The 23,845-nt window shown below is 46.7% G+C and carries 22 protein-coding genes; 19 read left to right on the top strand and 3 right to left on the bottom strand.

The window, feature by feature from the left end; all coding sequences use genetic code 11:
- From flhF to J3L11_RS15350, 12 genes are read left to right on the top strand one after another with little or no spacing between them, the layout of a single operon-like run.
- Positions 1–1,386, top strand: coding sequence for a flagellar biosynthesis protein FlhF (flhF, locus tag J3L11_RS15405; protein ID WP_207571589.1), 1,386 nt, complete (start codon positions 1–3; stop codon positions 1,384–1,386).
- A 7-nt stretch (positions 1,387–1,393) separates the two neighbouring features.
- A complete protein-coding gene (locus J3L11_RS15400) occupies positions 1,394–2,275 on the top strand; it encodes a MinD/ParA family protein (RefSeq protein WP_133038539.1) in 882 nt (293 codons plus the stop codon).
- The gene (locus J3L11_RS15395) at positions 2,268–2,987 is read left to right on the top strand and encodes an RNA polymerase sigma factor FliA (RefSeq protein ID WP_133038624.1); all 720 of its coding nucleotides are present in this window, start codon (positions 2,268–2,270) and stop codon (positions 2,985–2,987) included. Before J3L11_RS15400 ends, J3L11_RS15395 begins: the two co-directional genes overlap by 8 nt.
- A gap of 45 nt (positions 2,988–3,032) precedes the next feature.
- Positions 3,033–3,416, top strand: a complete 384-nt coding sequence (cheY, locus tag J3L11_RS15390; RefSeq protein WP_133038538.1) for a chemotaxis response regulator CheY — start codon at positions 3,033–3,035, stop codon at positions 3,414–3,416.
- A 13-nt stretch (positions 3,417–3,429) separates the two neighbouring features.
- The gene (locus tag J3L11_RS15385; protein ID WP_133038537.1) at positions 3,430–4,167 is read left to right on the top strand and encodes a protein phosphatase CheZ; all 738 of its coding nucleotides are present in this window, start codon (positions 3,430–3,432) and stop codon (positions 4,165–4,167) included.
- A gap of 15 nt (positions 4,168–4,182) precedes the next feature.
- Positions 4,183–6,501, top strand: coding sequence for a chemotaxis protein CheA (locus J3L11_RS15380; RefSeq protein WP_207571588.1), 2,319 nt, complete (start codon positions 4,183–4,185; stop codon positions 6,499–6,501).
- A 19-nt stretch (positions 6,502–6,520) separates the two neighbouring features.
- Positions 6,521–7,639, top strand: a complete 1,119-nt coding sequence (locus tag J3L11_RS15375) for a chemotaxis response regulator protein-glutamate methylesterase (RefSeq protein ID WP_133038535.1) — start codon at positions 6,521–6,523, stop codon at positions 7,637–7,639.
- Positions 7,632–8,120: a hypothetical protein gene (locus J3L11_RS15370; RefSeq protein ID WP_207571587.1), complete on the top strand. Its 489-nt coding sequence runs from the start codon at positions 7,632–7,634 to the stop codon at positions 8,118–8,120. The genes J3L11_RS15375 and J3L11_RS15370 overlap by 8 nt, the downstream gene beginning before the upstream one ends.
- Positions 8,121–8,161: 41 nt before the next feature.
- Entirely contained in the window at positions 8,162–8,953 is a 792-nt protein-coding gene (locus tag J3L11_RS15365) for a ParA family protein (RefSeq protein WP_207571586.1), read from the top strand.
- Positions 8,937–9,827, top strand: coding sequence for a chemotaxis protein CheW (locus J3L11_RS15360; protein WP_189617493.1), 891 nt, complete (start codon positions 8,937–8,939; stop codon positions 9,825–9,827). Before J3L11_RS15365 ends, J3L11_RS15360 begins: the two co-directional genes overlap by 17 nt.
- A gap of 7 nt (positions 9,828–9,834) precedes the next feature.
- On the top strand, positions 9,835–10,329 hold the full coding sequence (locus tag J3L11_RS15355) for a chemotaxis protein CheW (protein WP_189617492.1): 495 nt from the start codon (positions 9,835–9,837) through the stop codon (positions 10,327–10,329).
- A 58-nt stretch (positions 10,330–10,387) separates the two neighbouring features.
- Positions 10,388–10,789 carry a DUF2802 domain-containing protein gene (locus J3L11_RS15350; RefSeq protein ID WP_133038623.1) on the top strand — a complete coding sequence of 134 codons (402 nt, stop codon included), beginning with the start codon at positions 10,388–10,390 and terminating at the stop codon, positions 10,787–10,789.
- 24 nt (positions 10,790–10,813) lie between these two features.
- Here J3L11_RS15350 and J3L11_RS15345 read toward each other — a convergent pair whose 3' ends face one another.
- Both J3L11_RS15345 and J3L11_RS15340 read right to left on the bottom strand, forming a co-directional pair.
- On the bottom strand, positions 10,814–11,131 hold the full coding sequence (locus J3L11_RS15345; protein ID WP_133038530.1) for an EscU/YscU/HrcU family type III secretion system export apparatus switch protein: 318 nt from the start codon (positions 11,129–11,131) through the stop codon (positions 10,814–10,816).
- Between the two features lie 12 nt (positions 11,132–11,143).
- Positions 11,144–12,961: a hypothetical protein gene (locus J3L11_RS15340; protein ID WP_207571585.1), complete on the bottom strand. Its 1,818-nt coding sequence runs from the start codon at positions 12,959–12,961 to the stop codon at positions 11,144–11,146.
- A 225-nt stretch (positions 12,962–13,186) separates the two neighbouring features.
- Here J3L11_RS15340 and J3L11_RS15335 point away from each other — a divergent pair, with 225 nt between their 5' ends.
- Together J3L11_RS15335 and J3L11_RS15330 are read left to right on the top strand one after the other, a co-directional pair.
- Positions 13,187–13,975, top strand: coding sequence for a VacJ family lipoprotein (locus J3L11_RS15335; RefSeq protein WP_133038528.1), 789 nt, complete (start codon positions 13,187–13,189; stop codon positions 13,973–13,975).
- 90 nt (positions 13,976–14,065) lie between these two features.
- On the top strand, positions 14,066–15,175 hold the full coding sequence (locus J3L11_RS15330; protein ID WP_189617488.1) for a response regulator: 1,110 nt from the start codon (positions 14,066–14,068) through the stop codon (positions 15,173–15,175).
- A gap of 42 nt (positions 15,176–15,217) precedes the next feature.
- Here the strand turns inward: J3L11_RS15330 and J3L11_RS15325 are convergent, their stop codons facing one another.
- A complete protein-coding gene (locus J3L11_RS15325; protein ID WP_207571584.1) occupies positions 15,218–16,693 on the bottom strand; it encodes a peptide MFS transporter in 1,476 nt (491 codons plus the stop codon).
- 396 nt (positions 16,694–17,089) lie between these two features.
- On the opposite strand from J3L11_RS15325, the gene rfaH reads away from it, so the two are divergent.
- The 5 genes from rfaH to J3L11_RS15300 form a co-directional block, all read left to right on the top strand.
- Entirely contained in the window at positions 17,090–17,590 is a 501-nt protein-coding gene (gene rfaH / locus J3L11_RS15320) for a transcription/translation regulatory transformer protein RfaH (RefSeq protein WP_207571583.1), read from the top strand.
- Positions 17,591–18,098: 508 nt separating this feature from the next.
- Positions 18,099–20,885: an SLBB domain-containing protein gene (locus J3L11_RS15315; RefSeq protein WP_207571582.1), complete on the top strand. Its 2,787-nt coding sequence runs from the start codon at positions 18,099–18,101 to the stop codon at positions 20,883–20,885.
- 205 nt (positions 20,886–21,090) lie between these two features.
- Positions 21,091–22,056, top strand: coding sequence for a Wzz/FepE/Etk N-terminal domain-containing protein (locus tag J3L11_RS15310; RefSeq protein WP_207571581.1), 966 nt, complete (start codon positions 21,091–21,093; stop codon positions 22,054–22,056).
- 44 nt (positions 22,057–22,100) lie between these two features.
- Positions 22,101–23,141 carry a UDP-N-acetylglucosamine--undecaprenyl-phosphate N-acetylglucosaminephosphotransferase gene (gene wecA, locus J3L11_RS15305; RefSeq protein WP_207571580.1) on the top strand — a complete coding sequence of 347 codons (1,041 nt, stop codon included), beginning with the start codon at positions 22,101–22,103 and terminating at the stop codon, positions 23,139–23,141.
- A gap of 365 nt (positions 23,142–23,506) precedes the next feature.
- Positions 23,507–23,845, top strand: a 339-nt coding sequence (locus J3L11_RS15300) for a hypothetical protein (RefSeq protein WP_207571579.1), incomplete at its 3' end; no start/stop codon positions are given.

Genomic DNA, 23,845 nt, shown 5'->3' with positions numbered 1-23,845 from the left:
GTGAAAATAAAACGCTTTTTTGCCAAAGATATGCGTGCTGCACTGGCGCAAGTCAAAGATACCCTCGGGGCTGATGCGGTGATTATGTCGAACAAGAAAGTCACCGGTGGCATTGAGATTGTGGCGGCTGTGGACTACGACGAACCGCAGGCTAATGTTCCACAAACGCCGGTATTTAGTGATTTGAGTGAAGACAAAGTGTCACTCGGCCATGTCCGCAGCGAAACTAAAGCCAAGCCTGCCGCAGCCGCAGATTCATTACAAGCATTGCTTGAGCGGCAGCATAATCGTCTCACTCAGCAATTGTCTAAACAGCCAGCTGCCGCCAGAGATAATGAGCTGCCAGCATGGGCGCGAGGTTTGAACGGTGAAACTGGCACCGCTAAACCAAGACAAAATCTGCAAGATATGACGCCAACGTCTACACTCAATGGCAAAAATGGTAACGCAAAACAGCAACTCGAACTGGATTCTATGCGTCAGGAGTTATCTTCTTTACGCAGTTTGTTAACGCACCAGCTCAATGAGTTGATGATGGATCATAAAAATCGTCATGATCCGGTTGGTGCCATGTTGGAACGTAAGCTTTTAGAGGCAGAGTTTGCGCCGCAAGTCGCGGCCAAATTGGCCGGGTTGTCACAGCATTATGCGCCTGCGGATTTGGTTAAGGCATTACCACAGTCACTGGCTAATCTGCTGAGCAATCAAGGTGACGATATCGTGCGCCAGGGCGGCATTGTCGCCTTAGTGGGACCCACGGGGGTCGGTAAAACGACAACGCTGGCGAAAATTGCTGCCAGATTCGTGGCTCACCATGGTCCAGATTCGGTGGTATTGATCACTACCGATCATTATCGCATTGGAGCCTTTGAGCAATTGGCAACTTATGGCAAGATAATGGGATGTCCGGTGAAGCAAGCCCAAGATCTCAATGAGTTGGAACAGATTGTCTACCAGTTCCGTAATCGTAAACTGGTATTAATTGACACCGCTGGAATGGGGCAGCGAGACATGCGTTTATGCCAGCAGCTGGATAGCCTTACCGCCAACAGCCGTCTACCTATCCGCAGTTTTTTGGTGCTGTCAGCCACAGGGCAGCGGCGCGTTCTGGAAGAGGCCATCAACCAGTTCAAGCGTATTCCACTGGCAGGCGCTATATTAACCAAACTGGATGAATCAGTTTCTTTAGGAGCAGCACTAAGTGTATTAATCCAAAGTGGTTTATCATTGAGTTACACCACGGATGGTCAGCGGGTGCCCGAAGATATGCGGGTGGCTGATACATTAGGATTAGCCAAACAGGCGCTGGCCGTATTAAACAAAACCGAAACGACAGAATTCAACCCTGAAGTCAGGTCAAATGAAATGACCTATGCATTTGAGTAGTAAAGCTATGACCCAGGATCAAGCGAGTGGTTTACGAATGATAAATCAACAACAAAACGAAAAAGTGAAAGTAATTGCCGTTACCGGCGGCAAGGGTGGCGTAGGCAAGACCAGCGTTGCTATCAATACCGCCGTGGCGCTCGCAGAGAAAGGCAAGCGGGTAATGGTATTGGATGCTGACTTGGGATTGGCAAATGTCGATGTAATGCTCGGATTGCGGGCCGAACGCAACTTGTCACATGTATTGTCTGGAGAAGCTGAACTGGATGACATCATCGTCCGTGGACCCAAAGGTATTGGGATTATTCCCGCTACCTCCGGTACTCAGTCAATGGTTGAATTGAGCCCCGCGCAGCATGCCGGACTGATCCGAGCCTTCAGTGAAATGAAAACGCAGTTTGATGTGCTAATCGTTGACACTGCTGCCGGTATTTCTGACATGGTGCTGAGTTTTTCTCGGGCCTCACAGGATGTGTTGGTGGTGGTCTGTGACGAGCCAACATCCATCACTGATGCCTATGCGCTGATCAAGATTCTGAGTCGGGAACACGGCGTCTTTCGCTTTAAAATTGTAGCCAACATGGTGCGCAGTTTGCGGGAAGGCATGGAGTTATTTGCTAAACTGAGCAAAGTGACCGATCGTTTCCTCGATGTTGCGCTAGAATTGGTTGCCACCATACCTTTTGATGAAAATCTGCGTAAGTCGGTGCGTAAGCAGAAACTCATCGTAGAAGCCTTTCCTAAATCGCCAGCGAGCATTGCTTACCAAGGGCTGGCAAACAAAGTGATTAGCTGGCCTGTACCGCAACAGCCCGGTGGTCATCTGGAGTTCTTTGTCGAGCGGTTGGTGCAAAAGCCTGAATATCAGGAGGAAGGTGCCAGTGAATAAAATGGCCGCGTATACCGGGTTTAACGATAAAAGCTTGATCGTTGACCAGTATGCGTCGCTGGTGAAACGAATCGCCCACCATTTACTGGCGCGTTTACCTGCATCGGTACAGCTGGATGATCTGCTACAAGCCGGGATGATGGGCCTGCTGGAAGCCGCCTCCAAATTTGATGGCAGCAAAGGTGCCAAATTTGAAACGTTTGCCGGTATTCGTATTCGCGGAGCGATGATCGATGAGATCCGCCGTGGCGACTGGTTGCCCCGTTCCGTTCATCGTAATCAACGTAGAATTGCTCAAGTGATTGATGAACTGGAACAGGAGTTGGGCCGGGATGCTAGAGATGTTGAGATCGCTCAACGGTTGGAAATGTCACTTGATGAATATCATCACATACTAAGTGACGTATCTGCTGGTAAAATAATAGGAATCGAGGATCTTGGCGGAGCTCCAGATGCGCTTTTTGCCGATGAAATGGCAGCGAACGATACTTATGACACGCTGGTAAACGATCAGTTTCGAGAAGCATTGGCAGACGCGATTAAGCTTTTGCCGGAAAGAGATGCGCTGGTTCTGTCGCTTTATTATGATGAAGCGCTCAATTTAAAAGAAATCGGTGCCATTCTAGATGTTAGTGAGTCTAGAGTTAGTCAGATCCACAGTCAGGCAATGCTCAGGCTTAAAGCAAAACTCAGGCATTGGACACAGAACTAAACGGTTTTTTGAGCGGTTTTAAAATTCAGCTCTGCGGAGGAAACTTTGGATAAAAACATGAAGATTCTCATTGTTGATGATTTTTCAACGATGCGAAGGATTATCAAAAACCTGTTACGGGATCTTGGGTTTAATAACACCCAAGAAGCCGATGACGGGTCTACTGCGCTGCCAATGCTGCAGAAAGGTGATTTTGATTTTGTGGTCACCGACTGGAACATGCCGGGTATGCAGGGCATTGATCTACTAAGAGCAATTCGCGCGGATGAAAATCTTAAGAATATTCCGGTGTTGATGGTTACCGCGGAAGCTAAGCGTGAGCAGATTATCGCTGCCGCCCAGGCCGGAGTGAATGGTTATGTTGTTAAACCTTTCACCGCCGCAACCCTTAAAGAGAAGTTGGACAAAATCTTTGAACGACTTGGTTGAGCTTGGGGGCGCTATGAAGGCAGAAAACACCGGACTCATTACGCTCGAACAGGCTCAGCGCCTAGTGGAACTGCTATCAGCTGGCGAACAACAACAAGCTGATGAACTGGTCCGTGAGTTATCGCAACCTATCCAGCAAGAACTGTTTGCTGAAGTCGGTAAACTGACGCGGCAACTCCACAATGCATTGAACGAGTTTCAGCTGGATAATCGATTAGTGGAACTGGCGAATAACGATATCCCAGATGCGAAAGAACGTCTGAGTTTTGTTATCGACATGACAGAACAGGCGGCCAATAAAACCATGGATGCCGTGGAAGAGTGTTTGCCACTGTCCGATGCGCTCAGCGTTAGCCTTGCTAATATTAAACCCACGTGGGACAGACTGATGCGTCGGAATCTGTCACTCGATGAGTTCAAAACCCTGTGTCACGATGTGCAGCACTTTATGGTGCAGACTGAGGCTGACTCTGGACGACTGCACGAACTGCTCAACCAAATACTGTTAGCTCAGGATTTCCAGGATCTGACTGGGCAGATGATCCGCCGGGTGATTGATTTAGTAAAAGAAGTAGAAAGCAATCTTGTATCACTATTGACCATGTTTGGGGCACAACCTAACGAGAGTCTAGTCAGCATTCGTGAAAGTAATATTGATGCTGAAGGACCTATTCATAATGCTGGATCACGTCAGGACGTGGTTACCGGACAGGATGAAGTAGACGATTTGCTCTCTAGTCTGGGATTCTGATGAGGAGTCATATTGATGGCCTTTGATGTTGATGAAGAGATCCTGCAGGATTTTTTAATCGAAGCCGGAGAGATTTTGGAGCTGCTGCAGGAGCAGCTGGTGCAGTTAGAAAATAATCCAGGAGATACCGACCTGTTGAATGCCATTTTCCGCGGTTTTCATACCGTGAAAGGTGGGGCCGGGTTCCTGGGACTTGCGCCCATGGTGGATGTTTGCCACGAGGCAGAAAACACCTTCGATTTATTGCGTACCGGTAAACGCAGTGTCAGCGCCGAACTGATGGATATCATCCTACAGGCGTTGGATGCCATCAATGTGATGTTTAGCCAGACTCAAGCAGGTGAAGAACAGCAACCAGCAGATCCGCAGCTGCTGGCCAATCTGAAACTGCTGAGTTCTGGTGCCCCATTGCCTTCAGAATCCAGTAATAGCCTTGAGTCGACAGAAGAAGCTGCTGAAGATACTGCAACTGAGACTGCCATAGAGGAAACGACTGATAGCGCTGATGCGCTGTTTGATGAGATGCTTGAATCTGTCGCAGCAACGCCATCGACAGAACCTACAGCGGCTGAAGCGCCAGCGGCTAACGGCAGCATCGATGATATTGAAGAATCAGAATTTGAAGCCTTGCTTGATGCCTTGCATGGTAAAGGCAAAGGCCCCTCTGCAACCGGTGCTTCAGGCTCAGATGCGAAAGCGCCGGCGGCTAGTGACAGCGACGACATCAGTGATGACGAGTTTGAAGCGTTGTTGGACGATCTGCACGGCAAGGGCAAATTTTCAGTCAATCCCGATGCTAAACCTGTAGCGGCTGAAACGGCCGGGCACACAGTTGACTCGGATGAAATTTCTGAAGATGAATTTGAAGCTTTGCTGGATCAGCTACATGGTAAAGGTAAAGCGCCTGGCCTTGAAGCTGAAGATACTGCCGCGACACAAGCTCCTGCCGCAAAGGTAACTCCTCAAGCTGCACCAGCCGCTAACGTTCCAACATCCAAAGCCGCTGCAACGCCTAAAGCCGTTGCAACACCCAAAGCAGCAGACGCGCCTAAAGCGGTGAAAGCCGCAGCGCCATCCGAACCTAAAGTTCCGGCTCCGGCCAAAGAAACTGCCAGTAAGGCTGTCGCCCCAGCGGCGAGTAGTGCCCCTCAGGCAGAGACTACCGTGCGTGTCGATACTGCACGTTTGGACCAGATCATGAACATGGTGGGTGAACTGGTACTGGTGCGTAACCGGTTGGTGAGTCTTGGCATTTCCCGCGAAGATGAGGCAATGAGCAAGGCGTTGGCTAACTTGGATTTGGTGACTTCTGATCTGCAGGGCGCGGTGATGAAAACCCGTATGCAGCCAATCAAGAAAGTCTTTGGCCGTTTCCCTAGAGTGGTGCGCGATCTCGCCCGCAGTCTCAATAAAGACATTGAATTGCGCATGGTCGGCGAAGAAACCGACTTAGATAAGAATTTGGTTGAGGCACTAGCAGATCCATTAGTGCATTTAGTACGTAACTCTGTGGATCATGGCATTGAAATGCCCGATGTGCGTGAATCTATCGGTAAATCTCGGACGGGCATCATAACCCTATCGGCAAGTCAGGAAGGTGACCATATTCTTCTGAAAATAGAAGATGATGGCGCAGGTATGGATCCTGAAAAGCTTAAAGCCATTGCGATTAAACGCGGTGTGCTGGATGAAGATACCGCCGCCAGGATGTCAGATCAGGACGCCTATAATCTGATTTTTGCCCCAGGTTTTTCTACTAAGACCGAAATTTCAGACATTTCTGGCCGTGGCGTTGGTATGGATGTGGTGAAAACCCGCATTACTCAGCTAAACGGTTCGGTGCACATTGATTCTGCTAAAGGTAAGGGAACTCGGCTGGAAATCAAAGTGCCACTGACCTTGGCGATCATGCCAACGTTGATGGTGGAAGTGGCCAAACAGGTCTTTGCCTTGCCGTTGTCCAGTGTCAATGAGATTTTCCATCTGGATCTTGGCAAGACTAACGTTGTTGATGGACAACTGACCGTTATTGTGCGGGAGAAGGCAATACCGCTGTTCTATCTCGAACAATGGCTCAATCGTCATCCCCGCAGTTTCAAAAGTGGAGAAAAACGCCTGGGGCACGTGGTTATTGTGCAGCTAGGAATGAAACAGATAGGTTTTGTGGTTGACGCATTGATTGGTCAAGAAGAAGTGGTGATTAAACCTTTGGGCGCCTTGTTGCATGGAACGCCGGGCATGGCCGGAGCCACTATTACTTCGGATGGGGGGATTGCGCTTATTCTTGATGTTCCGGGACTTCTCAAGCATTACGCCTCCCGATCAAGACGCTAAACCGTAAATAAGGATTTGAATGGCTATTAAAGTGTTGGTCGTTGACGACTCTGGTTTTTTTCGTCGGCGCGTGAGTGAAATTGTAAATCAGGACTCAGAGCTGGAAGTGGTCGGTATGGCGACAAATGGGTTGGAAGCGGTACGTATGGCCGCTGAACTCAAACCAAACGTCATCACCATGGATATCGAAATGCCTGTGATGGATGGGATCACTGCTGTTCGTAAAATAATGGAAAGCACGCCAACACCTATCCTGATGTTTTCCTCTTTGACTCACGAAGGTGCTAAAGCGACGTTGGATGCACTGGACGCAGGTGCGCTCGACTTTCTGCCAAAGCGGTTTGAGGATATTGCGACAAATAAAGAAGCCGCGATTGAGTTATTACAGCAAAGAGTGAAAGCACTAGGCCGTCGTCGGGTATTTCGCCCGGTGAGTCGACCACTGACGACTCGACCATCTGTCGATAGTCATGTGTCACGGCCATTACGTGAAGAAGAACCTGTAAAACCCTTGGAGCGTAGTGTTGGCCGAAGTGCCGCACCAGCCAGGGCCAGTGGCAAGCAATACAAATTGTTGGTGATAGGAACCTCTACCGGCGGACCGGTAGCGTTGCAGCGTATTCTGACCCGTTTCCCGGCAGATTACCCGCATCCTATCGTGCTAATCCAGCACATGCCTGCCGCGTTTACGCCAGCATTTGCAGCCCGACTGAATAGCTTGTGCCAGATTGAGGTAAAAGAAGCCAGTAACGGCGACGCCATGCGACCAGGCTGTGCCTATTTAGCCCCGGGCGGTATGCAGATGATGGTAGAGCGTGCAGGAACCAGTGGCCGTATTAAAATCGTCAGCGGTACGCCTGAAATGAATTATAAGCCGTCAGTCGATATCACCTTTGCCTCAGCAGCCAAAGCCTATGGCGGCGATGTATTGGCGGTGGTATTAACCGGCATGGGCGCCGATGGTCGCGAGGGTGCGCGCTTGTTAAAAAGTGCCGGCTCCATTATCTGGGCGCAAGATGAAGCCTCATGTGTTGTCTACGGTATGCCTCAGGCCGTGACAGTGGCTGGCTTATCCAGCCAGTCGATTTCGCTAGATAACATGGCGGACGCTATATTGCGGGAGTCCGGGCGTGGTTGATAGGGCTGATCGGCAAACAGGGTATTTGTTAGCGCTATTCCTGTTGTCGTTGGCGGTAGTCATTCTTGCGGCTGTCAGTTGGCAGTTGCATATAAAAAATCAGTTGTTGCAGCAAAAAACCGAACAGCTTCGGGCATCGCAAGTGGTCTTGATGGTGCCGGATGAACAGGCTGGGCAAATTGCTGACTGGATGGTAAAGCATCCCGAGCAAACCGCGTCGCTACTGGACGTGGTAAAACCTGTGCAGGAAGGAAAGAAGTCGCTGCAGCAATCACTGGATGATGAACGCCTCAAGCAGCATACCCAGGCACTGGAAGCAAAGCCTGTGAACAAGCCTGCTAATAACGATAAGTTACCTCCAGGGGCTTCGTCTGTGGCAGAAACACCAGTCATGGTGGAACAACTGCAAAATGGTGTCAAAGTAATACGTTTACCGCACGGCGGTATCCGGGTCACCACCCGGGATGTAAACGATGAGTGAACGCTAACTGGAACTGCTATTTCCGGTAAAAGGGGCTAAATGTGAGAGTCTGGACCATCGCAAATCAAAAGGGCGGTGTCGGTAAAACGACCTCGGTGGCCAGTCTCGCCGGTGTGTTAGCTAAGGGTGGTCAACGCGTGTTGATGATTGACACCGATCCCCATGCGTCATTGGGGTACTATCTTGGGATTGATTCCGAAGAGGTGCCCGCTTCGCTTTATGATGTGTTTATGGCCCATGATCACTTGTCCAGAGATTTGGTAAAGCAGCATATTGTACCAACGTCAGTGGATGGCATAGATCTGTTACCTGCAACTATGGCGTTGGCAACTTTAGATCGTGCTCTTGGCCATCACGAAGGTATGGGCCTGGTTCTGCGTAATCTTATACAGTTGCTGGATTCTGATTATGATGTTGCCTTGGTTGATTGCCCACCAGTACTCGGGGTACTTATGGTGAATGCGCTGGCGGCCAGTCAACATATCATTGTACCGGTTCAAACAGAATTTTTGGCCATTAAAGGACTGGAGCGCATGATAAAAACGATGGAGTTGATGGGACGTTCTAAACGCACCCGTTACAGCTACTCCATTGTGCCTACTATGTATGACCGACGTACTAAAGCGTCATCAGCCGCATTACAGTTTCTCGGCGATGTCTATGGTGAACGGCTTTGGCCCGATGTCATCCCGGTTGATACTAAATTTCGAGACGCCAGCTTGGCGCATCTCCCTGCTAGTCATTATGCGCCACAGTCTCGCGGGGTACAGGCTTATGAACGTTTGTTGGATTTCCTGATGAAGGGAGAGTTCGCTCATGCCAAAATCGGTTGACGAAACTGTTTTTGACTACTTCAGTGTTCTATTGAGTGAACCCGAACCAGAGAAGCGTCCTACTGCAACACTGGTGTCTGCAGTACAACCTAAACCAGCGGCAGTTGCCAGGCCGATAAATAAACTGGAAGCAGTTGCGGAGACTAAGCCTGCGATAGATAAACAAGCGCTACAACGTTTACTGGCGCAAGTTGCACCGGTTGCCACAGAGACCACCCATGAGCAACCTGTGGTGCTTAAAAGTGCTGAAAAAGTAACTACTGTTAAAGCAACACCCGTGGCAGACGCGACCACTATTGCACCGCAAATAGTTCAAGTGTCGACGGTAATGGCAACTAAAGCGCCGATTGCTGCTGTTAAGCCACAAACGCAAGCCGGTACGCAACCACCACAGGTGATAACACCTTTGGAACAATTGCTAGATGATGAATTTCAGGTGTTGTTTTTCAATGTCGCGGGGCTAACGTTAGCGGTGCCTTTGATAAGTTTGGGGGGCATTGTACAGGTAGAGCACATTAATCATATTATTGGTAGACCTCGCTGGTTTAAGGGCGTTCAGAGCTATCGGGAGTCGCAGCTTAATGTGGTGGATACCGCCGCGTGGGTAATGCCTGAAAAATATGATGAGAAACTGGCACAATCCATAAATTATCAATATCTTGTAGTATTGGAAGAAAGTAACTGGGGATTGGCCTGTGAATCACTGGTCAATGCCGTCAAAATTGATAAGTCCCAGGTCAATTGGCGTGGGAAAGCAGGAAAACGCCCTTGGTTGGCAGGGGTGGTGAAGGAACAGATGTGTGGCATTTTGCATGTCCGAGCACTTGTTGAAATGCTCAATGCCGGGTTGGGATGTCAGGATCCGATAGACTGAGGTAAATATGACAGAATCAAGAAATGTAGCTGCTGTGTCTACAGGTAAGGATGACGCGGTACTGCAATGGGTCACTTTCAAGCTGGATAACGAGACCTATGGCATCAATGTGATGCAGGTACAGGAAGTATTGCGTTACACCGAAATTGCGCCAGTACCAGGGGCTCCACATTACGTACTGGGGATTATCAATCTTCGTGGTAATGTGGTTACCGTCATCGATACTCGCAGTCGTTTTGGTTTACCTGCCGCGGAAGTAGATGATTCCACTCGTATCGTCATTATTGAAGCAGAAAAACAGGTTATTGGTATTCTGGTCGATAGTGTTGCAGAGGTGGTTTACTTACGCCGTTCTGAAATTGATAACGCACCAAATGTTGGTACTGAAGAAAGTGCCAAATTTATCCAGGGTGTCAGCAACCGTGGTGAAGAACTGCTGATACTTGTGGATTTGGATAAACTGCTGTCCGATGAAGAGTGGGCAGAATTGGCTCAGTTATAATCGTTCTAAACAGGCAGTAATAACGTTACGGTAGCAGTTAGGGAGTAAAGTACCGATGATAGGCGATGGTTTTTTGATCGCAGCGCTGATTTATATTGTTGCCTGTCTTGGTCTAGTGTTATTCCTGCAAAAGCAAGGAAACCGGTTGCGTAATAAGGTGGAAGCGCTGACGCTGTTGGTAAAGGAAGGTGACCGACAGCGCGAGGCGCTCAAACGTGAATTACACGAACTGCGAAGTGGCACTATAGGGGTTGGTCGGCGTGTCCTAGCATTGGAACGTAAGCTGGCTGAGCAGGATGTAAAGCTCGATGAAACGATGCATCAGGAACCGCAAGCAAAGTTGTACAGTCGTGCAATTAAGATGGTACAACTGGGTGCCGGTGCCGAAGAGTTAATGCGAGAATGTGAGTTGCCTAAAGCGGAAGCAGAGTTGCTTATTCGCTTGCACAGTAAACGATAGCAGAAAGAGGCCTCCGCCTCTTTTTTATGCTTGTGCCACAATTTTTTTATGCATGTTGTCCCACTGATCTGGAAACTTGCCGTCCAGCATATACACGAACGCAATTAACTCAGCGATTAGCAGATACAACTCTTTAGGGATGGCATCTCCCAATTCCAACATCTGCAGAAAATTACTCAGATGTTCGTCCTGATGGATATGTACGCCAGCAGCTTCAGCAACGGCAATAATTTCCTCTGCCAGCAAGTCTTGGCCTTTGGCGGTAATCTTAGGCGCTGTTTTACCATCATAGCTCAGCGCGACTGCCTGTTTTGGCTTTTTTGGCGGAGTGGTATCTGCCATTGTCATGTTTCCTTAAGCTTTAATGTGGACTAGGTAATGGTCGCCAGGCAACAAAGTGGCGGGTACTGGGGCGACATGCGCCGATATCTCTGTGGGAACCAGCCCGAGTTGTGTCAACTTCTTGCCTAGCAGTTCCAGATGATTGTTTACCTTGTCAATCAGTCGTTGGCTACTGCCAATAAAGTGTAAATTTACCCCTTGCTCCTGTATTTGGGCTTTTGCCAACAAGGCACCAGAATTCAAATTAAATTTCAGTTGTAACTGCCATTGCTGACGTTTCCCAGCTCCCTGTTGTTTGGCGTCCGAGTGATCAAATTTTGCTTCCAGCTGTTCCTGTCGCTGATCCAGATAATAAGGCAAAGTGGCGTACCAAGACTGACTACCATTTTCGGCACTGCCAGCTTGTTGATAAACACGAATTCCCTGCATCATGCGACTGACGTGCTCTAGTGAGTCATGCTCATTCAACGTTTGTAATAACGCGGTGCCAATGCCGGTACGACTCTGTAGTGCTTGCAGATACTGTCGCAATTTAGGACTGATATTCAGTTGCTGACTGAAGGCCTTCGCACCGATGAGTAACTGTAATAAAGTGCTGATTGCATCGGTTTGTGTGGCATTCGGTGTCGTAACAGGCACCGCGGGCTGGAATGCTAACTGTGCGGTTAATTCCGCCTGTAATACTTCAGGCAATGCAAGACTGCCTAAGGGTTTTGGCTGCAGCGCGGGTAACAGTTTTAGCAACTCTGAGGCAACATTTGGCCGCAGTTCCATGGTGTGTAATTCGGTACGAGGAACAGCGCCCAACTTGTTAAACGCGCGCTGTAGATAATTGAGCGACGGCATCATCTCGGGCGGTTTAGCCGCTGCACTGGTGACGCTACCGCTGTTGGTTAACGTTGTTATTGGATTGGATGGCTGGTTATTCGCTGATTTCACTTCTGTTTTGGGTGCAAGCTGATCGAGCGTTAGCGCTTTAGCTGTTGACGCATTGCCCGTCAACAGGGACGTCTTGGCTGTGTCGACCAGATTGTTAGCCCCCTGCAAAGCACTATTTTTGGACAACTGCGTATTTTCAGATGTTTGCGTGGCAATATTATTGGATGACGAGGCGGTTTGGATGTTTGGTGCTTGTTCCTTGCTTTGCGGTACTGCCAACTGTTCCATGGCTTTAAACCACTGAGTGAATGTGGTGCCAATATCCGGTTTATTGAGCAGTACTGGTGATGATTCCACGTGAGCGCCAGCTGAAAATTGAGCCTGCTGGCCCGATCTCAAGGTAATTTCTGTACGGTTGATGACCGGCTGTAATTGTAACTGTAGCCCATTATTCTGGCTGATGACTTTCGCTAAATATTGCCCTTGCGGTAGCTTTACATCTTGCGGAATAGTGATGACAATGCCACCTGCAAAGCGAATATCTGATTTGTCGACGGTTACTGGTGGCAAGGGATATCCTTGAGGGCGACTGGCTAACTGTTGTAACAGTTGGAAGGGAATGCCATTTTGTGATGCCAGTTGGGTCAAGGCATCCGGTAAGCGGATCTGAATTGGCTCAGCCAACACTAGCAGTTGACTGCCAGCGCGACCCTGTAACACTTCGGGTAACGGCCGCTGTATCTCCAGTGCTGCTGCGTTGGCTTGTTGCAATATGGCTTGTAACTGTTTGGCATCGCCGTCGGTCTGCAGTACAAATTGCTGATCCTGTATTTGCACCTGAATCTGCCCGTTAGCTAATGCAACGGCTACTGGCACTACCGTCGCGCCGCCAGAGACAGACGTTACTGTGGCGGGTGCATTAGGTGGTATTGTGCCATTTATTGGATTCATTGTCTCAATCCGGGGTTTTAATGGGTATTTTCGAACGATAGGTTCTAAATATCAATTTGATCTATTTTTTCAGAGCAGTATCCTTAACAACCAAGGAAACAGGTCAATGGATGGACGTTTGACGTTTACTGCACGCTACTATTATCACTGTATCGGCCTGAACAGTTACATCCTTTAGTCAATCCCGACTAATATTCTGAATATGCTATCCCAGAAGAGAAAGACATGAAGTATCCGTGGCTTTTAGCAATTTTTGCTCTGACATTTTCTTATGCCGCTCTGGCGGAAGATAAAGCGGTTAAGGGCGATAACAATCAGGTGAACGCTGACAAACAAGTCTCCATCACCTACAAAGACCCTCGGGATCCCTGGGAAGGGTTTAACCGGGCCATGTGGAATTTTAACTACAACTATCTCGATAAATACGTTGCTAGACCTGTGGCGCACGGCTATCGGGACTATGTTCCTGACCCAGTAAAAACTGGACTTGATAACTTTGTGCAGAATTTAGATGAACCCCACAGCTTGGTGAACAATACCCTGCAAGGGAAGTGGCATTGGGCGCTGAATGCTGGCGGTCGCTTTGTGGTCAACAGCACCGTAGGTATTCTCGGATTGATTGATGTGGCGGATATGATGGGAATGCCACGAAAACAGGATGATTTTAACGAAGTGCTAGGCTATTACGGAGTGCCTAATGGCCCATATTTTATGGCGCCGTTTGCCGGCCCCTATGTAACGCGTGAAATCACAACAGACTGGGTGGATGAACTATACTTCCCCTTGTCAGAATTGACTTTATGGCAGCAGGTCCTTAAATGGGGAGTTAAGAGCCTTAACGCCCGTGCTGCTGCAATTGAACAGGAACGTTTGGTAGACAATGCACTCGACCCGTACAGCTTCGTCAAGGATGCGTATATCCAATATGTGGATTACAAGGTGTACGACGGTAAAGTTCCATCAAAAAAGGATGATGATGAGTTGCTTGACGAATATATGCAGGAGCTGGAGTAGCCTTTAGCTATCATCTAATTAGACCGGATTGTCGGACAAATAGATCTTTGATGATGGTGCCAGCATAGCAGTTCTTGCCGGGAAGTTTATATGGCGCTTGAAGCTTTGAATATCTTATTGGTGGAAGATGATCCGGTATTCCGGGATATGCTTTCCAGATTCTTACGTACTCGAGGGGCCTTGGTCACCGAAGCTGAAGATGGACGTAAGGGGCTGGAATTATTTGTCAAAAAACGTTTTGACATCATTCTGGCCGACCTAAATATGCCAAACATGGACGGTTTGACCATGTTGCGCAATATTTATAAAAGTGGTTCAACAATCCCTTCTATCATCCTTTCCGGCAATCAACGTATGGCGTTGGTGACCGAAGCCTTGCGTCTTGGGGCCAGCGATTACTTGGTTAAGCCTTTGAGCGACCTGCACGCCGTTGAATTTGCGATTAATCAGTGTTTGACATCGGTTGGTGCATCGCAAGGGGCGCTGGATGAAAATATTGATGAACTCTCCTATCTGGAATTGCATGAAAATTTGGCGTTGCTGGAGCAAAACACTGAGGCTGCCAAATGTGTGCAACAACAACTGTTTCCAAGCTCTAGCATCGATTATCCCAAAATTCATATTGACTATACCTTACTGACCCACAACCGAGTAAGTCCTTACTTCATTGACTCTGCCATGGTGGGGAGTGAGCATTTCATCATGTATATGGCACATTTCCATCCGGAAGATAATCGTGCTGCGTTTGCCTGTGTTCTGCTGAAAAGTTTTGTAAATCAAAAGGTAAAAGACAGCAGTAACCATCTGGATGATATCGTGATCAACCCAGAGTTAATGCTTAAGTATTTAAATGAACGGCTGGTCGCTGCCGGGTTGGATTTGTATTGCGACATTATCTACGTGGCATTGCATTTGACGAGTAGGAAGTTACAGATTGCCCAAGCGGGCAGAGGACTCAGATGTTATCTGCGACATGGCGAACAACTCACCCGTTTGGCGCTTGCTGATAGCATGCAAATGGGGCTTTTTGCCTGGGGACAGCCGTCTAAGCAATCACGACAATTGGCTGATAATGACACCTTGTGTCTGGTGACCGCTATTCCCAAACACCAACATATGCTGATGGCGAACGAGTTTCAGGGATTGGTGTATACCCCGGATGCTGCTGAAGGCGGTTTTGTGCAAATGACGGTCAGTTGATGGTTGGATAACGGGGCCTGTTGACCCCTTACCACCGAAAAATTAACGTTTTATCGCCTCATGGGCGGCTGTCACCGCCATTTCCTGTTCCAACAGTTCTTCCTCTCGGCGAGTGTGTAATTTGGTTTCAGCCCCATGCATCCAGTCAACCAGCTTATCAGCCATAAAGTACAAAATGATCCCAGCAATCACCGACGTGATGGCAATACCCGCAAAGATGGCTAATACGTTGTTGAGTTGTAGGTTTTGATCTTCACTGTTGCCTATCAGTGAACCGACCATTCCGGCGGCGTAGTTGCCAATAAAGGTAAATACAAACCAACTGCCCATCATGAGCGAGATAAGCCGGAGTGGTGCTAATTTGGTGACCATGGATAAGCCAATGGGGGACAAGCTGAGTTCCCCTAATGTATGAAAGAAATAGGCCGCCACCAGCCACAACATACTGGCTTTAGCAGAAGTAGTTTCATCAACTTGCAGTACGGCGGCAATCATGAACAAAAAGCCTATAGCGAGAAATGCCAATGCCATGGCGAATTTTACCGGCGAGTTCGGTTCCCGCTCACCGCAGCGGATCCAGAGCGATGCCACAATCGGAGCAAAAATAAAAATAAACAGAGAATTAAGCGACTGAAACCATTCCGTTGGCACTTCCCAGTCGCCAATCATGCGATCGGTAAAATTGTGAGCAAAAAGATTGAAAAGTCCTCCAGCTTGCTCGAAGCCCGCCCAGAAAATCGCGGTAAAAACGCCCATAATCAAAATCACTTTGATACGGTCTCGCTCTTGCTGCGTTAGCGGTGTTTTTCCCTCACTATCTTGCTTCCCTTGCTTGAGCCTATCCAATCTGGCGGACGGAATTGTGCCTATGTCTCCCAGTAATTGGTGTGCAAACAGATATTGTAGCAGCAGCGAAATTAACATACCGGCACCGGCACACACGAAACCAGCCTGATAATTCCCATCAAAGTAACGCACCACGGAGCCCACAACGATAGCTGAAAGAAAGGCGCCCAGATTGATCCCCATATAAAAAATGGTAAAAGCACTATCGCGACGGTGATCGCCGTCCTGATAGAGATCGCCAACCATGGTTGAAATATTAGGTTTGAACAGGCCATTGCCAAGCACTAAGCCGGTCAACCCCGCGTAAAATAAGATGGTTTCATTTCCGGGTAACCAATTATGAGGCATCCCCAGCGCAAACTGACCCGCCGCCATCAACGCTCCGCCGATGTATATGGCCTTACGTTGTCCCAAGAAATTATCCGCTAACCAGCCACCCAGCAGTGGCGTGAGATAAAACAATCCCGTGAAAGTGGCATATAGCCGCAAGGCTTCATCTTGCTGCCAGCCAAGACCATAGCCGCCATCACTGCGGACTTTATCCACTAAATACAACACCAAAATTGCCCGCATGGCGTAATAACTGAAGCGTTCCCATAGCTCAGTTGAGAACAACAGGAACAGGCCTTGTGGGTGACCGAAAAAGGTTTTCCCTGGTGTTGCTGCTTTCATATGGTCTTCCACCCTAAGCAAATAGCTGCAAAATTCACAGCAAATTGTTAAAAAGTCTGATGCCAGCAATGTCTATCGTAAAGTCTGTTGAATAGCATAGGAAATGGCAATCTGTTTAGTTAGCGATTGCTAAATTTAATATGCAATCTTTACAATCAATTACATATGGTTAATGTTAACATCTTAAAATTGTATACATTATAACAATGTGGCGAGTCAATGGTTCAGCCATGATTCAGCTAGCGGAACCTAAGATGAATCACCATAAAAATGTTAATAAAGTTATTATGTTTCACAACACGTTATCATGGAAATTAGCTTTTAATCCGTGAGACAACTTTGCTATGATTCACCACCGTGATAGGACGTCACCCAACAAAGAAGTAGAGACTCAGCATGAAGGCCTGGTACCTATTGTACTGTAAACCCCGAGGTGAATTGCGGGCACAACAGCATCTTACAATGCAGCAGTTAGAAACCTACCTGCCAATGTTGCGGTTGGAAAAAAAGGAAAAAGGCCAAGCGGTTATCAGGAAACAACCACTGTTTCCCAATTATCTCTTCGTTAGATTTGATCCTGAACACACCAGTGTCCGCCAGTTACATGCTACCCGTGGCGTTGTCCGTTTGGTCGACTGCCGTGAACAAATGACCCCTATCGATGATTTATTGATAACTCGTCTCAAACGCAGAGAAATTACCGAGCCTGTATTAGCACCTAAAGCTCTTGTAAAAGGCGATAAGGTCCGTTTTACAGGTGGGCCATTCGCAGAGTTGGAAGGCATTTTTCAGGAACAATGTGGTGACACCCGTTGCCGAATATTGTTCAGCTTTTTAGGTAGAATGCAGTCGCTTGTCGTCGATAAAAATTCAGTGATGACTAATATATGTGCCTGATTTTGTTAGTTTGAATGTTTGCTGACGAAAAATGATATTTACCTCTCCAGTGATAACAAATCGTACAGTGTTTGCTAGGGTTTTGATGTGTTTGCTTCACATCGAAAGAGGTTTTTATCATTTTTTAAACAAAATTCGTATATGGCATAGTTTAGGGCAGATTTGAACTGACTTGCCCTATTCGATGCAGTAGAATCGGCATTGCTTGTATTTTTAATTATTTAGAAATACAAGGGATTACCATAGAAAATGTAAAAACGGGGCAATTTGGAAGCCATAATCCATGGGCGGTAGCGTGCCTGAAAAGCAGTTTTATAAATAATTTCATAAAACTAGCGAAGCTGAAGTGCTCTCTGAACCATACGGACAAGTTAAAGTCTCACAATCAGTTTGGCCAAAATAACTGCTGGTGTCATTATTTTGGCGCTCATATGTTAATCAATGAAGATGCAATAATATGTGCTTGCGTGCACATTATTGGGTTTATGGAGAATATTGCGTGTTACTTATGAAAAGAAAGATAATATTCGCGCTGGCAGCACTGGTGTCCTTCGTAGGAACGCAAGTTGAGGCGATAACCATTTCACCGCAGATGCTTGAGCAATTCAAAAGTCTCTCTAAATCAGAGCAAATACGCCTGGCGCAGCAATATGGTATTGATCCGTCACAATTCACTTCTAAGAATCCGTCTTCATCTGAGGACCGTGATAGCTATAATGTTGACGTTGTCCAACCTCGAAATGACCAGCAGAACGAGCAAAAAAATACAAAACAAAATGACGATCTGAGTTTCCTGAAAGACGATCAGAATCAACCTTTGAAACGGTTTGGTTATGACATGTTTGCTGGGTCGCCCACCACGTTTGCTCCGGTATCTGACGTTCCCGTGCCAACAAATTACATGGTCGGCCCCGGTGACACCGTGAAAGTGCAATTGTACGGAAAGGACAATGAGCAATATGACCTGACGGTGACCAGAGACGGCGTGCTGCAGTTTCCAGGACTGGGGCCGATCAATGTCAGTGGTTTGTCTTTCTCTGAACTTAGAGATGTATTGTCCAAGCAAATTAAACAGCAGATGATTGGTGTGGATAGCAATATCACAATGGGCGAACTGCGTTCTATCAGGGTTTTTATTGCGGGTGATGCCTACAAACCTGGCTCATACACAGTGTCTAGTCTGTCTACTATCACGCAAGCACTGTTTGTGTCAGGCGGTGTTAGCGATATCGGTTCTTTGCGCAATATTCAGTTAAAACGTCAAGGGAAAATTGTCGCAACATTTGACTTATATAAGTTGTTGCTTGACGGTGACTCATCCAAAGATCTTCCCCTTCGTTCTGGTGACGTAGTATTTATCCCTGCCTCTGGGCCTACCGTTAGCGTATCCGGTGATGTACAACGACCTGCCATATACGAACTGAGACCCAATGAAACCTTTGGGGATGTTGTGAAAATGGCAGCAGGATTAAAGCCAGGAGCTTACCCCAAAAGCAGTACTGTTGAGCGTTTCAATAGTAATGGCCTCAGATCAATCGTCAGTGTCGACTTGACCACTGTCGCTGGGCAAAATACCGCCGCCAAAGATGGTGATTACCTACGAGTAAAGAGTGCTTCATCAGAATACGATAACGCCATTACGCTGGTAGGGGCGACCGTAAGGCCCGGTATTTATCAGTGGGTCAAAGGGCAAAAAATTAGCAACCTTTTACCAACGATTAATGGCGATTTACTGCCGGGAGCTGACCTAAATTATGCCCTGGTTGTGCGCCAGATTAATACCGTAGGTGATATCAGTGTGCTGCAATTCTCACCAGCTAAAGCGGTTACTCACCCTGATTCTAATGACAACTTGCTACTACAACCTAAAGATAAAATTGTCATTTTTAACGCGTCTGACAACAGCCGCAGCCGCTATCAGCTGAATCGGTTGGTAAAAGAGCGTATCTATAAGCTGCAAAAGCTTAATAAGGAACTTTCTGCTGCTGTTAATGTTTCCTTGAATGAAGGTTCAAAGAACAATAGCAATTTGGTCAATGCTGACTTATTCCAGTCCGGTTTTGCGCAACTTGAACAAGCGAAGGTAATGCAAAGGACTCAATTGGCCGGTGTTGTTATCAATGGCGATGACGCCACGGATGAACCAACTTTGGTGTCAAATGAAGTTGAAAAAATGCTGTCACAGTTGTTTAACGATAGGGGATTAATCAAGTTAAGTGCTGAGTTTAACCGCCAAGAACTGCTTTATCCAATTATCGCTAAACTTAAGTCGCAAAGCCGTGCTGGCGAGGAGGCTAAAGTGGTTGCTGTGAACGGCCAGGTGCGTTATGACGGAATTTACCCTCTGGTCGAAAACGCCAATATTAGTGATCTTGTCGCGGCGGCAGGGGGCCTTAAAGAAGGTGCTTACACTCAGAGGGCAGAATTAACGCGTACGGTTACTGATGCTAATTCTTCCGCTATTACACATATCAACGTGAATATTGAACAAGCCATGAAACTGGAGGCCGGTGCTGATATAGGCTTGTTACCTCGGGATGTGTTAACTGTGATGAAAACCCCGGAATGGCAGGATACGCAGGCAGTAGAAATTCGCGGCGAGGTCAAGTTCCCAGGGGTCTACAGTATTCGGCGTGGGGAAACATTAGAGCAAGTGTTAGCCAGAGCGGGCGGCTTTACTGATAATGCCTACTTACCTTCAGCTGTATTTGTGCGTGATTCCATAAAAAAACAGGAAGAGATTGAAATCAAACAACTGGCTGACCAACTGCGTCGTGACATAGCCACTCGAGGTGTTTCCCAAGACGGTACGGTAGTGAACTACGATGATGCTCAGAAAATGTTGGCGGATTTAGAACACATCAAAGCTGTCGGGCGTTTGGTTATTGACTTGCCCGCAATATCTTTAGGAATACAACAGGCCGATTTGCAACTTGAAAACAAAGATGTGTTGTATGTGCCCGCGCAAAAACAAACCATTTCAGTGGTTGGGGAAGTACAGCATCCTTCCACGCACAGATTTAAAAGTGGTCTGACACTAAATCAATATTTAGAGATGGCTGGGGGCACCAGAAAACGTGCTGATACTGACCGCATCTATGTCATTAAAGCTGACGGCTCGGTCATGATGCCGCACAACTCATTCTGGTTCTCTAGTGAGGATGACCTCACTGCTGGCGACACCATCGTGGTGCCGCTTGATACCGAATATAAAGATAACCTGACCTTGTGGTCACAGGTAACATCAATCTTCTATAACTCGGCGGTTGCGCTTGCCGCGATTGCTAATTTGTAAATGATGTAACCTGATGCCGCGTGCATAGCGATTAGCACGCGGCACTAAGGGCAATAAGCTAAGTGTTAACTTACTTGTGCTTTACCGCTTGCGTCCGTCAGTTTGTCGCTTAGTTTAATGCTCGTATTTCTTCAATTAATGGCTGATGCGTTATTGCTTGGCTTTTTACATACAACTTATTGCTACGGCTTACCACAGAATTTCTATGTCAAATACCATTTCTAATCCGCAGGACGCTGAATTTGCTCAACAGCATTTCGCAGCAAGTGATGAAATCGATTTAAGAGAACTCTTTAGCGTCATTTTGGGGGGGAAAGTGCTGATTCTCGGCATCACACTATTGTTTGCTATAGGGTCTGTAGCTTTAGCATTGTGGCTGCCAAATATTTATAAGTCAGAGGCATTACTCGCTCCCGCAGAAGAAGCGCAAGGCGGTGGTTTGTCTGCTTTGACCAACCAGTTCGGTGGGTTAGCGAGTCTAGCGGGCATTAATTTGGGTAAGCCAGGTGGTGCAGATAAGACCGCATTAGCAATAGAGGTGATGAAGTCTCGCAAATTCACGGCAGACTTTATTGAAAAGCACCACATTTTACCGGAACTGATGGCGGTTGATAAATGGAGCCTCAGTGATAACAAAATTTCATATGATCCAGACCTCTATGATGCCAACAGCAAGGAATGGGTACGACAAGTTAAACCGCCTTTACAAGCTAAACCATCGATGCAGGAAGCTTATAAGAAATTCAGCAAAATTTTTTCAGTTAGCAGTGATAAGCAGTCAGGGTTTGTCACTGTATCTATTGAGCATAAATCCCCTTATATCGCTAAACAATGGGTCGACTGGCTGGTTACCGATATCAATCAAGTAATGAAGCAACGAGATGTTACCGAAGCAAAGCGTAGCACTGAATATCTGGAAAAACAGATAGAACAAACCAATGTCGCTGATATCAGAACTGTTTTGTACAAGCTAGTGGAGGAGCAGGCAAAGACGATTATGTTTGCTGAAGTGCGCGATGAGTATATTTTTAAAACAGTTGATCCAGCGCTGGTACCGGAAGAGAAATTTAAACCCAAAAGAGCGTTGATTTGTGTACTGGGAACCATACTGGGTGGCATGCTGGCGGTCTTTATCGTATTGGTTAGATATTTTGTTAAAAAAGGAAACTGAGATTTCAGTCATAAGGTCATGAAGTATTCAAAAAGGACATTGAAATGGACTATGTAATTCCCTTGATATCAAGCTTTTTGATATCTTTTTTCGCGGTAAAAATTATTCGCCCAATCGCAGTAAAAGCGGGTTTGGTGGATTTACCCAATGAGCGAAAACTACACAATGGGGCTATCCCATTGGTGGGAGGGATCTGTATTTATGTCGGCGTGTTGATGGCGTCGATGTTTTTTATCAAAGATAGCCAAACGCTTAATATCTATTTTGTCTCGGCGGCGATGCTGCTGTTCTTGGGTGTGCTTGATGATAAGTACGATTTATCCGTCAGGCTGAGGTTAGCATCGCAAGTCATTGTGGCGTCCATGATGATTTTTGGTGCGGGTTACTACCTACATAGTTTGGGATTTATTCTTGGCTTTGAAGTGTATCTGGGCGCTGTGGGCACGATAATCACCATTATTGCGGTAATAGGTGCCATCAATGCCTTCAATATGGTGGATGGTATTGATGGTCTGGCGGGAATGCTCAGCCTGATTACTTTTGCTGCGCTGGCATTTTTACTAAGCCGAGTAAATAACGACTGGTACTTACTGCCGGTTCTATTCATTGCATCTATCATGGCCTACCTAATGTTTAATCTGAGCTGGCCGAAAAATTTTGGAAAAATTTTTATGGGTGATGCAGGTAGCATGCTTATTGGCTTAACTGTTGTGTGGCTACTGGTGATTGGGACTGACAGCGGTGTTAAAGCTTTCAGGCCTGTTACCGCTTTGTATTTAATTGCTATTCCGCTGATGGATATGACATCTATTATGTATCGCCGTATCCGAAAAGGTGTGTCGCCATTTCAGCCTGATCGCAATCATTTACACCATATCTTCGAACGTGCAGGTTTTAATCGCCGACAAACACTTGCAATTATTTCGCTCATGGGCTCAAGTTTAGCGATTATCGGTTGCCTATCAGAAATATACGCCGTCCCCGAGTGGATTATGTTCACATGTTTTATGGCCATGTTCATGTCTTACACATGGATATTGACGCATATTTGGCAAGTCCTTAGCTGGTTTAGAAAGCCGAGTTAATAATTGAAATATTAAAAATAATAACCTATTGGGGAGGGGTGGTCTTGGTAGGTAAAATCAATGTATTACAGTAGGTTAGTTGATTTCGACTGTCTCAAAATGAATGAATTCTGTCTCAGTAAACAAGGAATGACTGAGATGTTTTATAAGTTCAGACTCTTCGAAATGAGCCAATTTTAATTATGCGATAAAGTGCAAGAGTAACTTTAGCGTTATCGAAGCCCTAAAATTTTATTTGCAAATCAGAAATTAACCTAAAAGCCAATTAGAAATTTCAGCAAATCAACAATGTTAAGAATTTTTGTGAACTCTCTACAAGGTATAGAGTTGTAATAAAAGTTTATCAAATAATAGTGTAGGAAAAAATGAATAACATAATTGCCCACCGGGGATTCTGGAAAGAATTATCAGAACAAAATTCAGAGTTGGCATTCAGACGAGCAATCGAGTGTGGTTTCGGCATTGAAACTGATTTAAGAGACTTTAATGAAGAGATCGTTATAAGTCATAATATGGCTAATTCCAGTGCAATTTTATTCGATAAATTTATGGAACTAACGCAAGTAAATCCGCATTTAACTCTTGCCTTGAATATTAAAGCAGATGGTCTTCAGGAGTCATTAATATCCAAGACCATTGCTAATCTACACTTCTATTTTGATATGTCTATTCCGGATATGCTTGGTTATAAAAATAAAAATCTA

Origin of the sequence: Shewanella sp. 4t3-1-2LB (assembly GCF_017368415.1) — a bacterium.
GTDB classification, from domain to species: domain Bacteria; phylum Pseudomonadota; class Gammaproteobacteria; order Enterobacterales; family Shewanellaceae; genus Shewanella; species Shewanella fodinae.
The sequence above is the reverse complement of the archived record's forward strand: the minus strand, read 5'-3'. Positions and strand labels throughout refer to the sequence as shown.

Excerpts from the sequence above, each read along its gene's own strand:
- J3L11_RS15360 (WP_189617493.1), top strand. The coding sequence starts at position 8,937 with ATGCCAAAATCGGTTGACGAAACTGTTTTTGACTACTTCAGTGTTCTA.
- J3L11_RS15385 (WP_133038537.1), top strand. The coding sequence starts at position 3,430 with ATGAAGGCAGAAAACACCGGACTCATTACGCTCGAACAGGCTCAGCGC.
- J3L11_RS15330 (WP_189617488.1), top strand. The coding sequence starts at position 14,066 with ATGGCGCTTGAAGCTTTGAATATCTTATTGGTGGAAGATGATCCGGTA.
- J3L11_RS15355 (WP_189617492.1), top strand. The coding sequence starts at position 9,835 with ATGACAGAATCAAGAAATGTAGCTGCTGTGTCTACAGGTAAGGATGAC.
- rfaH (WP_207571583.1), top strand. The coding sequence starts at position 17,090 with ATGAAGGCCTGGTACCTATTGTACTGTAAACCCCGAGGTGAATTGCGG.
- J3L11_RS15375 (WP_133038535.1), top strand. The coding sequence starts at position 6,521 with ATGGCTATTAAAGTGTTGGTCGTTGACGACTCTGGTTTTTTTCGTCGG.
- J3L11_RS15325 (WP_207571584.1), bottom strand. The coding sequence starts at position 16,693 with ATGAAAGCAGCAACACCAGGGAAAACCTTTTTCGGTCACCCACAAGGC.
- J3L11_RS15340 (WP_207571585.1), bottom strand. The coding sequence starts at position 12,961 with ATGAATCCAATAAATGGCACAATACCACCTAATGCACCCGCCACAGTA.
- J3L11_RS15315 (WP_207571582.1), top strand. The coding sequence starts at position 18,099 with ATGAAAAGAAAGATAATATTCGCGCTGGCAGCACTGGTGTCCTTCGTA.
- J3L11_RS15380 (WP_207571588.1), top strand. The coding sequence starts at position 4,183 with ATGGCCTTTGATGTTGATGAAGAGATCCTGCAGGATTTTTTAATCGAA.
- J3L11_RS15310 (WP_207571581.1), top strand. The coding sequence starts at position 21,091 with ATGTCAAATACCATTTCTAATCCGCAGGACGCTGAATTTGCTCAACAG.
- J3L11_RS15400 (WP_133038539.1), top strand. The coding sequence starts at position 1,394 with ATGACCCAGGATCAAGCGAGTGGTTTACGAATGATAAATCAACAACAA.
- J3L11_RS15335 (WP_133038528.1), top strand. The coding sequence starts at position 13,187 with ATGAAGTATCCGTGGCTTTTAGCAATTTTTGCTCTGACATTTTCTTAT.
- J3L11_RS15345 (WP_133038530.1), bottom strand. The coding sequence starts at position 11,131 with ATGGCAGATACCACTCCGCCAAAAAAGCCAAAACAGGCAGTCGCGCTG.
- wecA (WP_207571580.1), top strand. The coding sequence starts at position 22,101 with ATGGACTATGTAATTCCCTTGATATCAAGCTTTTTGATATCTTTTTTC.